This window comes from Chlorogloeopsis sp. ULAP02 (assembly GCF_038404745.2).
Taxonomy (GTDB): domain Bacteria; phylum Cyanobacteriota; class Cyanobacteriia; order Cyanobacteriales; family Nostocaceae; genus Chlorogloeopsis.
Window position 1 is genome coordinate 25117 of the sequence record NZ_JAYKTT020000053.1, and the last position, 15948, is coordinate 41064.

Sequence of the window (15948 nt, forward strand, 5' to 3'; positions counted from 1 at the left end):
ACAGGTGACAGGTGACAGTTTTCTTCATTCCCCCAACCTTATTCCCTGTTCCCTGTTCCCTTTTCCCTAATAAACTCCCGTCTGGGATTCCACCTCAATCAAATCAAACTTATAATTCTCGATTACCGGATTTGCTAACATTTTGTCACACATCTGATTCAAATCTTTACGAGCGGAGGTTTCATCAGGTGAAATAATATTTAATTCAATGTATTTACCAATCCGCACTTGTTCGACATTATCGTATCCCAACTGTTTCAGCCCAGATTGTACCGCCACTCCAGCAGGATCTAAAACTGAAGGACGAAGGGTAACTAAAATTTTGGCTCGATACTTCCTTTGCACTGACTTTTACTGAACACTGCGATCGCTATACTATATCTTTCTGTTGCTACTGAGCGACAATAATATTACAGAGCCATTAGCCTTAAGCTATAAGCTTACCTAAAATATACAATCTGAACGAAATTAACGTTCTGTCTAAAATTGCTATGAAATCCGTGCACACCCGCTCTCAAGAGCGTATTCTTAACCTTCTCAAAACCCTTAAACAAGGCATCTCTGCCCAAGATATTTACGTGGAATTACGTAATCGCAATCAAAGCATGGGTTTGGCAACTGTTTACCGCTCTTTAGAAGCTTTAAAGCTGGAAGGCTTGGTGCAAATGCGGACATTAGCTAACGGCGAAGCTCTCTATAGTTTAGTACAGCAAGACAAACACCACCTCACCTGTTTGCAATGTGGCATTTCTATTCCGATTTATCAATGTCCAGTCCATGAACTAGAAGTACAATTACAAACTAGTCATAATTTTAAGATTTTTTACCACACTTTAGAGTTTTTTGGTTTGTGCAATCAATGTCAAATAGCTCAAGCTGCTGGAGAGTAGGTAACAGGGAACGGGGAACAGGGAACAGGGAATAGGGTTGGGGGAATGAAGAAAACTGTCACCTGTCACCTCTTTTAACCCAGACGGTTATTATTTCCTGGGGAGATTTGGTTGTCTAATATAGGGTGATCTGTGGGAACATCTGAAACTATAGAGCGTATACCTTCCAAAGTCGCGGGAATAGTGCGCGGATCCATAAACATAACTTTACTGCTATCGCTTTTACCAATAGTTGCACCCATATCTAGATAGCCCAATGCCAACAAAATTTCTAAAGCTTGCTGGGCGCCAGGACTAGTTTTGATTTTTTGGGCAATAATGTCGGCAGATTCGGCAATTGCTTGAGCTTTGAGAACTTGCTGTTGACGCTCGGCTTGGGCTTTAAGAACCAGCGCTTTTTGTTGAGCCTCTGCTTCCAAAACGACTGCTTTTTGACGTGCTTCTGCTTCTAGAACTTGGGCTTCTGCTTTGCCTCTAGCACTATTAACAGCAGATTCTCGTTCACCCTCAGAAGTTAAAATTGCTGCCCGCTTGCGACGCTCTGCTGACATTTGCAATTCCATTGATTGCTGCACTTCCTGAGATGGAAGAATATCCCGCAATTCTACTCGTGTTACCTTCACTCCCCAAGGATCGGTAGCAACATCCAAATCCCGTAATAGAAGTTCATTTACTTCCGAACGTGCGGTAAAGGTTTCATCTAGCTCCAATTTGCCCATTTCAGCGCGGATTTGCGTCATCACCAAATTCACCATCGCCGCTTGAAGATTTTCTACTTTGTAGTAAGCTTTCTCCATGTCAACGATGCGCCAATACACCACTGCATCAACAACGATTTTGACATTGTCGCGGGTTATACATTGTTGTGGTGGAATATCTAAAACTTTCTCGCGGATTGTCTCACGGTAAACAATTCGATCAATAAAAGGAACAACAAAGTTTAACCCTGGTTCTAACTTTTTGTCGAAACTACCCAAGCGTTCTACTAAGGCTTCATTACCTTGATTGACTACTTTCACAGAACCCGCAACAGCAGAACCGCCCAAAATTAAACTAATTAGGAATAATATACCTTCCATAATCTATCCCCTGAATTTTTAAGTAGGTGATATAAATATTCTTTGCGTGATGGCTGTTAGTAGTTAGTAGGGGCGGGTTTTATCGATGATCTGTGGGTTCAAACCGACTATTTATCTTCTAAAACCACCCGTACAGTAGTTAGTAGTTGGTTGTTTACCACTAACCACTATCCACTAACTATTGGATTGAAGAATATTCTGGCATCACAATTAAAGTTGTACCTTCGCGCCTGACTACATAGACTTGTTGATGGGGTGCGATCGCCAAATGATCGTCAAAGCATCGGGCGCGCCAAGAATTGCCTTCGTATAGTACTCGCCCTGTTTTCCCGGCTGGTATCTCTGTTAAAGTTTCGGCTAAAACTGCGTCCTGAATTTTTGATTTTGCTCGCCGTGGTTTCACAAACCGACGGCAAAGCAAAATTAACACCACGGAAAGTAGTAGCCAAACCACCACTTGCAGCCATAACTTCCCTAAAATCACCCCAGAGAGTAACGCAACTACGAAGGCGCTAATTCCCATCATGAAAGCGACAAAAGCCGTTGGCAGCAACAGTTCCATTAAACATAAACCTGCTCCTAACACGAGCCAGATTATGGTAGAACTGGATATCGATGTTGCGGTATAAATTGGCATAGCGCCATCCTAGACACTACATTTGCGTAAATGTATTTCTGTTTTCAAATACAGACATACACAACTATTTCCAGAAATTGGAAGCTAGAATTTTTACGTAAGTTTTGGTTACTTTAAGTAATCAGTGTTGAATCGAAAACAGTTAAATCCAGTCTAATCTAACCTTTTAGTCTTTGACAGCTAGATTTAATCGAACTTCACCTATCCATTTGTTCGGATATTTACACCTGCATGATTTCTACCCAACAGTTAATTTATTGCCCAAATCCCATCTGTGCTAACCCCATCAATCCTGTAGACAACAGTCTTTGTGCAAGTTGTCAAACTCCACTGATTAAGCGCTATCTCTGGGCAGTTGGCGAATTTCCAACCAAAATTTCACCTGGAGAAATAGTGGCTGAACGGTATGAGGTAATAGCACCCCAAATCTGGTTAGATACTCAACCGGGAAAATTACCAGATATCCCTGAAGAAATATCAGATGAAGTTATTCCTTACCTGCGCTTATATCCACAGCGATTGCACTTGCCACAAATTTATGGATGTGTTCGCTCCCCAGCACAAGACGGAGTTGATCTTCTCTTGTTGGAAAACGTGCCTGTAGATGAAACAGGAAATCTCTACCCAGCGATCGCTACTGTATGGCAGCAAGCAACAGCGATTAGACAAGTTTACTGGCTATGGCAAATTCTACAACTATGGACACCTTTATCAGAATTAGGAGTTGCAGCCAGTTTACTGAAACCAGACAATTTACGAGTGCAAGGTTGGTGTGTGCGCCTATTGCAACTTCAGCATTCAAAAACAATAAGGAACCCCAGCTTGCAGGATTTGGCAGAGTGTTGGCAGCCTTGGGTAAATATCGCCAAAACTCAAGTTGCAGCGGGGTTGGAGAAAATAGTTCGACATATGGGTAATCCTGACGCCGATTTAGTGGCAATTTCTACTCAATTCAATACTTTTTTACTAGCATCTGCTGCCCAATTACCCTTAACTATCAAAATGGCAGGTGCAACTGATATTGGCTCGCAAGAACTGACTCAAAATGAAGATTCTTGTTTTCCCACTGCCAATGATTCAATAGAAGATCCTTTACTACTACAAGCAGCGATTATTTGTGATGGTATTGGTGGACATGAAGGCGGCGAAGTTGCAAGTCTTTTGGCAATACAATCTTTAAAATTGCAAATTCGGGCTTTACTCAAAGATATAGCTGAACAGACTGAAATTGTACCTCCTAATGTTGTACACAAACAACTAGAAGCTAGTTTGCGAGTTGTAAATAACGTAATCTGTAACTGTAATAACGAGCAAAAGCGCGGAGGTACTCAACGCATGGCAACAACTGCTGTCATGGCAGTGCAAGTGCCGCAAAATATCCCCAATGTTTCTAGTTTACAGTCAGAGAACGCCCATGAACTTTACTTAACGAGCATCGGTGATAGTCGTGCTTACTGGATTACTTACAACTACTGTCAATTACTTACAGTCGATGATGATGTAGTAGCAAGGGAAGTAAGTAACGCTCGCAGTTTTTATCATAAAGCGCTACAACGTCCAGATGCCGCTGCCCTTACTCAAGCATTGGGGACAAAAGATGGGGAATTTCTCCACTTTTGGATGCAACGCTTGATTGTCGAAGAAGACGGCATATTGCTATTATGTTCTGATGGCTTCAGTGACAATAACTTGGTAGAACAATCTTGGCGAGAGTATGCTTTACCAGTCTTAACAGGTGAATTTTCCCTAGAAGACGCTCTCTACTCTTGGATGAAAATAGCTAGTGAGAAAAATGGTTACGATAATATATCACTAGTTTTGATTCATTACCGTGTTTCCCCAGATTATCCAGTTCTGGTTACTAAGGCGCGATCGCAAATCGAAGTTGTTGAAGAAAAGCAAGTAGAAATCGTCACAGGAACACAACTAGAAATAGCACACGAACCCGAATTAGCAGAAAGTTCTCAGTTACTCTTGGATTTAGAAATTTCAGAACCTGCTACAGCCAAAGCAACCCAAACCCCTGCCAAAAATAAATCTCGTCAGTACAAACCAAAGTTTAGGCTCATAGGATTGTTGGTTGTATTGCTAGGAAGTACAACAGCAGGATTATATGCTTGGTGGCGATTTCATCCGCAATCATTCCAGCAAATGTGCCGACAACTTCCTCAGATAACGCGGCAATTTTGTATGCCTCGGAAGCAAGTGCTTAAAAATTCTCAATAAAATTAAATACGAATTGCGTATGAGATCAATTAGTAATGCTCTGGCAATGTGGTCAAGGCTAGGTATTTAATCCAAAGCAGCTATTCATGATGGTGTTATCTAATACAAGTATATAGAGTAACTGTAGAGCGGTTAATTCACAATACATCCTCTAGAATTTTTAAGTTTGTGAACGAAGAAAGTTCTTCTAGAGCAATACAATGTTCTTTATTGGAAAATACTGTACTTTTTAGGTAAATATTTCTTCACAAGTATATTATCATTGAAATAAGTATCAAGTTAATATCAGGTATATATAGGTTCGTAAATTTACTTTTTGTTTAACCATAAAATTGCCGTGGAAGAACTTATGGAATTTGTAGAAAGAATTCTACAAGATCAGCCTCTCAGTTCCATTCAGCGGTTTGTGCTTCATGAATCGTGGTTGGGCAAAACTTACGGTGAAATGGCAAAGAGATCAGGTTATAGAAGCCACTATATTAAAGAAGTTGGCTCTCAGTTATGGCAAGATCTTTCTGAAGCACTAGGAGAGAAGGTAACAAAAAAAAACTTGCATCTGGTCTTAAGCAAAAATCTGCAAGATAGAATAAAACCGCAAGAAAACAAGTTTTTACAGAATTTTTATTCAGATTATAGCTCAGAAAATAAATATTCAGACTTAGTATCAGTCAGTAAAATGGACTTTCCTAGCGGCCTTGTGCCTCTAGATTCTCCTTTTTACATCAATCGCCCTCCACTTGAAGAACTTGTTTGTCACGAGATTACACAACCTGGGTGCTTAATAAGAATCAAAGCACCAAGGAAGATGGGAAAAAGTTCGCTGCTCAACCGTGTACTTACTCATGCTAAAGAGTGGGGTTATCAAATTGCCTATTTAGATTTTCAAGAAGCTGATGAAGACGTTTTTACTTCCCTTGATAAATTCTTACGTTGGTTCTGTATAAATGTTAGCAGGCAGTTGAATCTCTTTGCCTGCCTAGATGATTTTTGGGATGCCCAGATGGGCAGCAAAGTCAGCTGCAAAATCTATTTCGAGGAATATCTGCTCCAATACATTGATAGTAGTCCTGTCGTCTTGGCTTTAAATGAAGTTCATCGGGTTTTTGAATATCCCAACATTGCCCAAGACTTCTTGCTTATGCTGCGATTTTGGCACGAAGTGGCAAAGCAGGATCAAACTTGGCAAAAATTGCGGATGATATTAGCCCACACCATAGAAATTTATGTTCCGCTCAAGCTCAACCAGTCTCCTTTAAATCTAGGAGTAACAGTTTCAATACCACCATTTACTCTAGAGCAGGTACAGAATTTAGCAAAATGTTATGGACTAGACTGGGCAGCAGATCAACAAGGGGCGCAACGCCTTGCTCCTCTACACGAAATGATAGGAGGATATCCCTATTTGGTAAACCTTGCACTTTATCATCTACACCACGGGAAAATCACACTAGAAGTGCTACTAAAAACAGCTCCAACACCAACAGGGATTTATAGTCAACATTTTAGAGAAATATTATCCCTACTCCAAGCTGAACCCCAATTGCTTTGGGCTATGCAACAGATTGTCACTACTCATGAGAGAGTGCAACTAGACACGATCGCTGCATATAAGCTCGAAAGCATGGGTTTAGTTAAACTAGATGGCAACCAAGCTCGTCTCAGTTGTGAGTTGTATCGTCTTTATTTTAGCCAGCAGTTTGGCAAGCAAAATAGCGCCAATGCTTTCTCAAAACTATCGGAGCAAGAACAAAAAGAATACTCGCTTACACTCTAAAACCAATCTAATTAGTCAGTTTCTCTGAGTAATTTTGCAGAGTTAATATTTTTTGGTACCTCTTTTCAAGTTTTCAGTCATCTGCGAAAGGCAAACTTCTCACAGCGCTGTCTTACAGTATCAGCTTTAACCTGTTAATTTTTACAAGTAGCAATGAAGGACGAAGGAATTGCTATTCATATCAAAGGATAAGTGATTGAAAACAGGTTTTGCATATTATATAAATTGATATTGTAATCACTTTTAAATATTCATAAGATTAGTATATTAGTTTTTAATACTTAAACTTAGAAACGCAGTCTTTGAACAATACTACTAAGTAGTCGTACAAAATAAATTATCTATTTAGGCAAGGGGACAGGGAACAGTCAAAGAATACAGCGATTTCAGTCGTGTTGCAAAATAGCTATTATGATATTTATGCATAGCTACTTAATTTAGCAGATCATACATATTTATTAGAATTATCGTTATTGAGCTTAAGGTTTTTATGGCATTCATTAAAGAACTTCATTAAAAGTTGAGTATTTATTTTTAGCTTAACAGATTTTTGAAATCAATGTAACTAAACCCTTAGAATCACTTCATTTCAAGAATCATAAAATTGATTTTGTAATTTAACTATTTTATTTAAATTTCATCTAATATTTTATTGTTTTTATATTGAATAATTTTCATTTCCATAGCAAAAAAATATATATAAATTTATCATTTATTAATTAGCAGTTTTTCTTGATAATCTAAATCTCAGTAACTAAACAAAATTAATTACAAACTCTCTACGTTTTTGTTCCCTGTTAAGAGTTCATTTCACTCCACCCGTAACTTTAATTTTGCCTAACCACTGATGTCAGCCTCAAGAACATAAATTTATTGGTTTTGAAAATACCATGTGGAAATTGAATACCGTTAACACTGCTAATATATTAGGTTATGAGTGGACAGAATCTTGTTAGTGGTAGTGCCGATGATACTATCAAAATTTGGCAGTTAACTTCCAATTAACATCAGATATAAATAAAAAACCCTTAGAGCGTAAGGGTTTTTAGATATAAATAAAATAAAAGAGAAAATGACTGTGTCGGGTGGTCTAATCATTTAGATAATTTGCATCTTCTATCTCCAGATTGTTTTGATGCGTCAATTATCTAAAGAATGCTAGCGTTTTTCCAGGAAATTTTGAATGGCATTGCCACCATTACCACCAACAGCAGGGATTTCTATCAGTTCATCTGTGGCTTTTCCAGTACCATCGTCTGTAACAGAGTTCTGATCACCTGGATGTCCATTGGGAATGAACAGTTGTGGATGGTCGAAAGGTGCTTTCTCAAAGCGAACTCGCTCATCGGTCAAACTCTTGAGAAAGGCAACTATATCCTGTTTATTCTGAGCACTCAGGTTAAGTACTGGCAGAACACCAGGAAAATCTCCTGCGCGAAAGTCTCCGCCACGACTGTAGAAATCTACCACTTGTTCGAGAGTCAATTGCCCACCATTATGGAAGTAAGGGGCAGTCAACTCTACATTGCGTAGTGTGGGTGTCTTGAAGGCTCCCTCTACACCCAAGTTTTCTTCACCCGTAGGGATAACTGATGGCTCTTCGCCAAGCAGTTGCTGGAATGTGCCATTAAGGGCTAGGCGAGATTCTGCAAGCGGATTGCCAAAAGGATCGTTACCACCAACACCACGGTCTTCCGCCGTAGGTCTGACACCGTTATTCAAGAAGCCAACATCTTCGATAGGTTGTTGACCAAATAGCGCAGGTGCGATGCGTCCTTGGGTTTTGATATGGCTAACTGAAGCAATGGTAAACTCTGCACCTATATGACAACCAATACATCCTTGCTCTTGGAAAGCTTGCAATCCCCGCTGCTGTTGTTCGGTGAGAGCATTGGTATTTCCTTCCATAAAGCGATCAAAAGGCGTATCGTCAGAGATAAGCGTGGACTCGTACATCTGAATGGCTAACCCGAAGAACAAGGGGAAGTTGTACTCCATCAAATTGTACTGGTTATTGTCTTGAAGATTGGGTATATCAACTATAGTCCGCGAACCATCAGAATTAATTTGAATCCACTTAGTAGATCTCCACCACTCTGGCTTGAAAGCATCCTCAATCAATCTTTCGTAGGTTATGGTTTTAAGACCAGGCTTGGGGTATCTACTATCAGCACCTAAAACACTATCTTCTGGATGCACAATTTGTTTGCCTAGCGGGCGAATGGGAAGCAACTTTTGACCTAGTTTTCGAGGTAGTTTTCTGCCCCTTTCAAAGACGTCGAATTCAAATCCTTGGTTGATTTGTCTCAACCTGTCAACTCGTCCTAATTTGTCACCAATCTCCTGAAACGTGCGACCATCAGCCGACATCTCAAAGGAACTGATTGGTGGAGCCAGCGCCTGGGAAGCTAGAGATGAATTCTTGAGACTAACTTTGACAAGTTCTAGCTCATGAGGCTTGTTTGCCTTACCAACAAACGCATTGGGATCTCTTAAGCCCCACGGATTTACACCATTGAAGATGTTCTGTGCTCTTCCATCCCAAAAGTTACGGAAGTTGAAGACTGCATCAATAACCGTTGGAGCGTTCCGCGGCTCAACCCGCCGTACATTAGTGCCATTAACGTTAAATATCGGATCGTCTTTGTGATTTACTTTGTCCTCCGCCTGACCAGGAACAACTTCAACAAACTCCGTATTGAAGACCGCATGGGATGAAACGATATCGTTACTGTCAGACAAGACCGTACTATTGACATCATCTGGATTCGACAGCTTGTGGAAAGGAAAATCTTCCGGCTTGAGCTGGTAGTTCGCTCCATTCCCGACTTGGAAAGTTGCATCCTGAACTAGGGGATCATCAATATTGACGCGCTCAACACCAGGATTGATCTGATTTTTGGATCTGTTGTCTGCGCCAGCATGGAAATGACAGCTAGCACAAGTCATCACGCCATCACTGCCAAGTTGCATATCCCAGAAAAGGGATTTCCCTAGCTTGATTGCGGCTGTCTTATCCCGAATGAAGTCTCCAAGATTATCAGGCTCTGGAACCGATACGGTTTTAAGCGAAGCCAAATCATCTGACGATGATGTTACCTGCGCCGACACAGTATGTCCACAGATGACAGCTGCGGTTACCAATACCGCAATTGTTATAGTTTTTGAATACTTTGATACTAGTCGTTGAGTAAGGTTTACAAAAATAAAACCCAACCCTCTCCCGAACATCGAAATTTTGTTACGGGATAATATTCCTCGTAGTATGCCCATTATGACAGTTCCTACTGCAAAGACAAAACCTAAATATTAAGATGAGATTGTTGACCATCTCAAAAAATAAACAACAACAAAAATCTCAATACAGCCATGCTATTTGAGTTGCTAGATTACTCTTTGGATCTGTAATTTGCCATCAGCAATCACAAGTCAATTACGCCTGATGTGAATTAGAAATGCCTCTTAATCCTAATAAGGCTTTCTAGGCTTTCTGAAGACAAGTATCTCAAAAATAGATGAAATTATAAGGATCTCAACACCCAGTTCACATTGAAACGCAAATTTTGACAGATGACAAATAAAAGTCAGTTCTAAACATCTCACAAATAAACCAGAATTACTACATATATAAGTTTTTTTTATTAAACATAAATCAAAAAGTATCAAGTGGGCAAAGCACAGATAATAAAAAGTTTTTATATTTAATTCTTCTTCTGTAAGTATTTAAGTTTAAAAACGTGAAACGTATACAGACAGAGATCTTAAGAATTTTATAAAATAATAATTCAAGAAAATTTTAGTATAAAATTATTTAATTAAATTTGCTAAATCCTACTTTTCTTACTCCAAATCCCACTTTTCCTACTTTAAAGTTAAAATGTAAATATTGGATCTACTACCAGTCTCAAAAATACTAGAAGTCTTACTAGAAGCATGTTATTTTAAAGTGTAAAATTAATTTGTATTATAAATCACGAGAATTTTTTGAATTATTCCAAAAGAAAGATAGACAAAATGATTTGTAATACTGTTATACTAATTTCGGTTATTTTCATTTGTTTTTATTGGGTAATTTTTTACTATTTATAAAATTTTTGTTTAGTAATACTTTCTTACGTTAATTTGCATCAAAAACTGCCAAGCATTATAAGTATGCAGCTTGCATTCATTAAAAAAGTATTAGTAGTTATTGCTTGGAATTGATGCCTTTAGTGTTCTTCAATGAGGCTAGATATTAAAGTGATGCTTATGGGTAGTAGGCAAGAATGGAATGAAAAAAAAATTCTGGTAATTGAACCTGAGGCAGAAATCCGAAATATATTGTTAAAAAGCCCCGGATCAAAAGGATTTTACATCATAGCTGCTGAAAATGGTCTTATTGGTGTCCAACGAGCGCAACAAGAGTTACCCGATTTCATCGTAAGTGAAATTTTGATTCCCAAGCTCGATGGTTACAATGTGCTATCCACGCTGCGCCACAACTTTGTTACAGCTATTATTCCTTTAATTTTTGTCACTTCTAAAGTGAATCGAGACGATATTCGCAAAGGTATGGAACTGGGAGCGGATGATTATCTGACTAAACCCTGTACAGGAGATGAATTGCTTAGAGCGATCGCTGCTTGCTTGCACAAACGAAACATCCTCCAGTACTGGTATGCTAAACAGTCTCAAGCATTGCCAGAACCATCACTAGCCGAACCTCATCACCAATGCCAAACATGCGCAGAACTACCACTAGCTGAATCTCATCAACAGTGCCAAACATGCGCAGAACAAATACTAACTGAAAACAGAAAACCGACAAACCATGAGTTTGTATTTCCGTCCGATCCTATGTTAAGTGAAGTCTTTAGTTTCATTGAGGCTAATTATCACCGACAAATTACCCTCAGCGACGTAGCTGTTGCAGTTGGTTACTCCTCGACTTACCTTACTAACCTGGTGCGACGTCAAACGGGACAAACCGTTCAGAACTGGATTATTGAGCGTCGAATGGCTGCCGCTCGCACCTTGCTCTTGGAAACTGATGAAACAGTAGAGGAGATAGCTACCAAAGTAGGATATCACAGTGTGGCTCATTTCTTTCGCCAGTTTCGCCAACACCATCACACCAGTCCCCAAGCTTGGAGAAGAGAGCAATTTATAAGAGGAGAAGCAAGAGCAAAGGAATTGCTATTAATATCAAAGGATAGGTGATTGCAAATAAATTTTGAAGTCATATATGCTTGTATTATAAATATATTTAATTTTTCTTAAGGAGTGTATGAAAATGACTTAGAAGTCAAATTTCAACTCATTTTTTGTAGGTTCATAATGGTTAGAAAATCCTGTGTACTAGTTCAGGTAATCTCATCATATTTGGTAGTTTCATAATATCAAAGCTGAGTGGATAATCATTAAATTTATCAACAAGCAAAAAGTGACCTAAAAAGCCTGATTAAATATAGTGGCAGTGTAGGATTTATTGTTGGTTGGGATTATTAATCAAGGTTGAACTTTCAATATTTGTGGACTTGACAATATAGATAAACCATTGAATTTATGCAACTAATGAGAAGTAGAGTTGCATATGCAAATTTGTAGCTAAACAATTGCAAAGCTACTTACTGTTAAGGCTTTTAGTTAAATAACACAACTGCATTGACAAGGCACGTGAAACAGTGCAGGGTTTTGGCTCTAAAAATTCATCTCCATACAAATACTCTCTGAGATAGACAAGAGATTTAGTTATATTCACTTAGGAAAATTATCAATTTTAATTCTAGATAATTTGTCTGAGTTGTAAATACCATTATTGACAATATATTCAAGGAGCGTAATTAATGATTATTGTCATGGGAAACAAAAGCCCAATAGAAGAAATTCAGCGAGTTAGCGAAGAACTAAGTATTTGGGATGTTACACTAGAAAAATCTATTGGAAAACACAAAGTAGTTATTGGCGTAGTAGGTGATACAGAGGCAATAGATCCCAAACAAATTCAAAATTTAAGCCCTTTTATTGAACAGGTTTTACGGGTGAAAAAACCCTTTAAACGGGCAAGTTTAGAATTCCGTTATGGAGAACCCACAGAGATAGTTGTACCAACCCCAAATGGATCTATAACTTTTGGTCAAAACCACCCTTTAGTCATTGTCGCCGGGCCGTGTTCTGTAGAAAACGAAGAGATGATAGTAGAAACAGCGCTGAGAGTAAGAGCCGCAGGAGCGCAGTTTCTCAGAGGAGGAGCCTACAAACCCCGTACCTCACCTTATGCTTTCCAAGGACACGGTGAGAGTGCGCTATCGCTATTAGCAAAAGCTCGCCTCGTTTCAGGTTTAGGAATTATTACAGAAGTCATGGATACAAGTGACTTAGATAAGGTTGCATCTGTGGCAGACATAGTGCAAATTGGTGCTCGAAATATGCAGAATTTCTCCCTATTGAAAAAAGTAGGTGCAACGGGTAAGCCAGTGTTGCTCAAGCGTGGTCTGTCAGCAACTATTGAAGAGTGGTTGATGGCAGCCGAGTACATTCTAGATACTGGTAATCCCAACGTAATTTTGTGCGAGCGGGGGATTCGTTGTTTTGATCGACAGTATACCCGCAATACATTAGATATATCTGCAATTCCGGTATTGCGATCGCTCACGCACTTACCTATCATGATTGATCCCAGCCATGCTACTGGTAAAGCAGAATATGTGTCTACCATGGCGATGGCTGCAATAGCTGCTGGCACAGATTCGCTGATGATTGAGGTTCATCCCAACCCAGCTAAGGCACTCTCAGATGGGCCTCAATCTTTGACAGTGGAAGGATTTGAACAATTTATGCAGGAGATGGCTGGTTTGGGCAGATTCTTCGGTCGTTGGACTCAAGATTACAACACATCTGCAACATTATCGCTACAAGTTTCTTCCACCACAGCTATTTTCTCTGGCTAATCCATGTCTGCACTGACTAGGTGTGCAGCATGAGAAGAAAATTCTAGATTAACACAGCACCCTTAGTTTGGGAATTTAGACAAAACTAAAACTTTCAAGGAGTAGAACACAAGATGATTGCAGTCTAACTGCACGCTTTCTCAAAAAGTTTTCGAGGAATTATCAATGTATTTGAATACTCATTGCTACAAAACTAAAGGCGAAATTTTTGTTTCTCGCTCCGTGACTAAAACTTCAATGGAGACTGCGATTGAAGAAGTTCTGTTGCGTCTTGATTCTCAACGTGGAGGGTTGCTAAAAAGTAGCTACGAATATCCAGGGCGGTATAAGAGGTGGGCGATCGGTTTTGTCAATCCACCCCTAGAAATTGCCACTCGCGACAACAATTTCACACTCACAGCCCATAATGAGCGGGGTATGGTGCTGCTAGAGTATCTGGCAGAACGTCTACACAATTTAGCCCAACTTCAGGGAGTAACCTGGAAAATTAATCGTATAACTGGCTCAGTTCGACCAACAGAACGTTTCTTCTCAGAAGAAGAAAGAAGTAAGCAACCTTCAGTCTTCAGCATAATCAGAGAAATTCTACACACTTTCAGTAGTCCAGAAGATGAGCATCTGGGGCTTTATGGTGCTTTTGGTTATGACTTAGTTTTTCAGTTTGAGCAAATGCCAAAGCATTTGCAACGTGCTGAAGACCAAAGAGATTTAGTGCTGTATTTACCTGATGAATTATTAATTGTTGATTACCATCAGCAAAGCGCATTTTGTTTGCAGTATGAATTCGTGACCAAGAATGGTAGCACTAGGGGACTGCCTCGCAGTGGTGAAGTGATTAATTACAGAGGTAAGCATCTCACCGCTACTCAAGTTTCCGCTCATGCACCTGGAGAGTATGAACAGCAGGTAGAAAAAGCACTCTCATACTTCCTTCGCGGCGATTTGTTTGAAGTTGTTCCCAGTCAAAGCTTTTTTCAAGCCTGTGATAAACCTCCAACCGAACTGTTCCGAACACTACAGCAGATTAATCCCAGTCCTTATGGATTCATCTTGAATTTAGGTGGCGAGTATCTTGTCGGCGCATCTCCAGAAATGTTTGTACGAACTGAAAACAGACGCGTCGAAACTTGCCCAATCAGCGGTACTATCAAACGAGGACAAAATGCCATTGATGATGCTGCTCAAATCCTGAAGCTATTAAACTCAGGTAAGGATGAAGCAGAATTAACGATGTGTACTGACGTGGATCGCAACGATAAGTCACGGATCTGTGAACCTGGCTCAGTACGAGTAATTGGTCGTCGTCAAATTGAGTTGTACAGCCATTTAATTCATACAGTTGACCACGTTGAAGGGACACTGCGACCTGAGTTTGATGCCTTAGACGCATTTCTTACCCACCTATGGGCAGTTACAGTCACAGGAGCACCAAAACGTTGGGCAATGCAGTTTATCGAACAGCACGAGCGTAGCCCTCGGCGTTGGTACGGTGGAGCTGTCGGATACTTAACCTTCCAAGGTGATTTGAACACTGGTCTGATCCTGCGAACTATTCAGTTGAAAGATTCAATAGCAGAAGTGAGGGTGGGTGCGACAGTTCTTTACGACTCAATTCCCGAAGCCGAAGCTCAAGAAACTATCACAAAAGCTGCTGCCCTCTTCCAGACACTTTATCAAGCTAAACTCAAAAGTAGTGATTTCTCAAGTAGCTTAGAAATTGAACATCAGCAGACCAGCGTAGAACCTGGCAAGCGTGTCTTATTAATTGACTATGAAGACTCTTTTGTACACACACTTGCCAACTACATTCGTCAGACTGGTGCTACTGTCAAAACATTACGTCACGGCTTTTCCGAATCAGTCTTTGATACAGAACGCCCAGACCTTGTTGTTTTATCTCCTGGCCCTGGTAGACCGAATGACTTTTGTATGACAGAAACAATCGCAGCTTGCATCAAACGGCAAATTCCCATCTTTGGTGTTTGTTTGGGATTGCAGGCAATTGTTGAAGCTTTCGGAGGTGAACTGGGAGTGCTTGGCTATCCCCAACATGGCAAGATGTCTCGTGTTTCTGTAGTTGCGACCGAGTCTGTCATCTTCAAAAACTTACCACAATCATTTGAAGTTGGTAGATATCACTCTTTATTTGCTTTACCTGAGCGTCTACCTCAAGAACTAAAAGTTACAGCAATTTCAGATGATGGTGTAATTATGGGTATTGAGCATCAAACACTACCCATAGTGGGTGTTCAGTTTCATCCAGAATCAATCATGACTTTGGCTGGAGGAGTCGGTCTAGCAATTATTAAGAATGTAGTTAGTGTATACGCAACTAAAAAATCCTCCTCAGTTGTCGCTGCATAAGAAGGCAGCTATGCAGGAGGCAGAAGGAAAAAGCCTCTTCAGGAGGAGT

General features: G+C 39.9%; 10 protein-coding genes. 6 read left to right on the forward strand and 4 right to left on the reverse strand.

The window, feature by feature from the left end; genetic code table 11:
- Nucleotides 1-66 precede the first annotated feature (66 nt).
- Nucleotides 67-345, reverse strand: a complete 279-nt coding sequence (purS, locus tag U2718_RS18235; protein ID WP_342000032.1) for a phosphoribosylformylglycinamidine synthase subunit PurS — start codon at nucleotides 343-345, stop codon at nucleotides 67-69.
- A 146-nt stretch (nucleotides 346-491) separates the two neighbouring features.
- On the opposite strand from purS, the gene U2718_RS18240 reads away from it, so the two are divergent.
- Complete coding sequence (locus U2718_RS18240; protein WP_342000034.1) at nucleotides 492-890, forward strand: Fur family transcriptional regulator; 399 nt, start codon at nucleotides 492-494, stop codon at nucleotides 888-890.
- A 74-nt stretch (nucleotides 891-964) separates the two neighbouring features.
- Here the strand turns inward: U2718_RS18240 and U2718_RS18245 are convergent, their stop codons facing one another.
- Entirely contained in the window at nucleotides 965-1969 is a 1005-nt protein-coding gene (locus U2718_RS18245; protein WP_342000036.1) for an SPFH domain-containing protein, read from the reverse strand.
- A 178-nt stretch (nucleotides 1970-2147) separates the two neighbouring features.
- The gene (locus tag U2718_RS18250; RefSeq protein ID WP_342000038.1) at nucleotides 2148-2606 is read right to left on the reverse strand and encodes an NfeD family protein; all 459 of its coding nucleotides are present in this window, start codon (nucleotides 2604-2606) and stop codon (nucleotides 2148-2150) included.
- A gap of 231 nt (nucleotides 2607-2837) precedes the next feature.
- On the opposite strand from U2718_RS18250, the gene U2718_RS18255 reads away from it, so the two are divergent.
- Together U2718_RS18255 and U2718_RS18260 are read left to right on the forward strand one after the other, a co-directional pair.
- Nucleotides 2838-4832, forward strand: a complete 1995-nt coding sequence (locus U2718_RS18255; RefSeq protein ID WP_342000040.1) for a serine/threonine-protein phosphatase — start codon at nucleotides 2838-2840, stop codon at nucleotides 4830-4832.
- 349 nt (nucleotides 4833-5181) lie between these two features.
- Entirely contained in the window at nucleotides 5182-6606 is a 1425-nt protein-coding gene (locus U2718_RS18260; protein ID WP_342000042.1) for an AAA-like domain-containing protein, read from the forward strand.
- A gap of 1158 nt (nucleotides 6607-7764) precedes the next feature.
- On the opposite strand, the gene U2718_RS18265 is transcribed toward U2718_RS18260, so the two are convergent.
- Entirely contained in the window at nucleotides 7765-9837 is a 2073-nt protein-coding gene (locus U2718_RS18265) for a cytochrome-c peroxidase (RefSeq protein WP_342000250.1), read from the reverse strand.
- A gap of 1017 nt (nucleotides 9838-10854) precedes the next feature.
- Here U2718_RS18265 and U2718_RS18270 point away from each other — a divergent pair.
- From U2718_RS18270 to U2718_RS18280, 3 genes are all read left to right on the forward strand, one after another.
- Nucleotides 10855-11805, forward strand: coding sequence for a DNA-binding response regulator (locus U2718_RS18270; protein ID WP_342000044.1), 951 nt, complete (start codon nucleotides 10855-10857; stop codon nucleotides 11803-11805).
- Between the two features lie 626 nt (nucleotides 11806-12431).
- Nucleotides 12432-13535 carry a 3-deoxy-7-phosphoheptulonate synthase gene (aroF, locus tag U2718_RS18275; RefSeq protein ID WP_342000046.1) on the forward strand — a complete coding sequence of 368 codons (1104 nt, stop codon included), beginning with the start codon at nucleotides 12432-12434 and terminating at the stop codon, nucleotides 13533-13535.
- Between the two features lie 165 nt (nucleotides 13536-13700).
- Entirely contained in the window at nucleotides 13701-15899 is a 2199-nt protein-coding gene (locus U2718_RS18280; RefSeq protein ID WP_342000048.1) for an anthranilate synthase, read from the forward strand.
- Nucleotides 15900-15948 lie beyond the last annotated feature (49 nt).

Coding starts and splice junctions, on each gene's coding strand:
- U2718_RS18245 (WP_342000036.1), bottom strand. CDS start 1,969: ATGGAAGGTATATTATTCCTAATTAGTTTAATTTTGGGCGGTTCTGCT.
- aroF (WP_342000046.1), top strand. CDS start 12,432: ATGATTATTGTCATGGGAAACAAAAGCCCAATAGAAGAAATTCAGCGA.
- U2718_RS18270 (WP_342000044.1), top strand. CDS start 10,855: ATGGGTAGTAGGCAAGAATGGAATGAAAAAAAAATTCTGGTAATTGAA.
- U2718_RS18280 (WP_342000048.1), top strand. CDS start 13,701: ATGTATTTGAATACTCATTGCTACAAAACTAAAGGCGAAATTTTTGTT.
- U2718_RS18240 (WP_342000034.1), top strand. CDS start 492: ATGAAATCCGTGCACACCCGCTCTCAAGAGCGTATTCTTAACCTTCTC.
- U2718_RS18250 (WP_342000038.1), bottom strand. CDS start 2,606: ATGCCAATTTATACCGCAACATCGATATCCAGTTCTACCATAATCTGG.
- U2718_RS18260 (WP_342000042.1), top strand. CDS start 5,182: ATGGAATTTGTAGAAAGAATTCTACAAGATCAGCCTCTCAGTTCCATT.
- U2718_RS18265 (WP_342000250.1), bottom strand. CDS start 9,837: ATGTTCGGGAGAGGGTTGGGTTTTATTTTTGTAAACCTTACTCAACGA.
- U2718_RS18255 (WP_342000040.1), top strand. CDS start 2,838: ATGATTTCTACCCAACAGTTAATTTATTGCCCAAATCCCATCTGTGCT.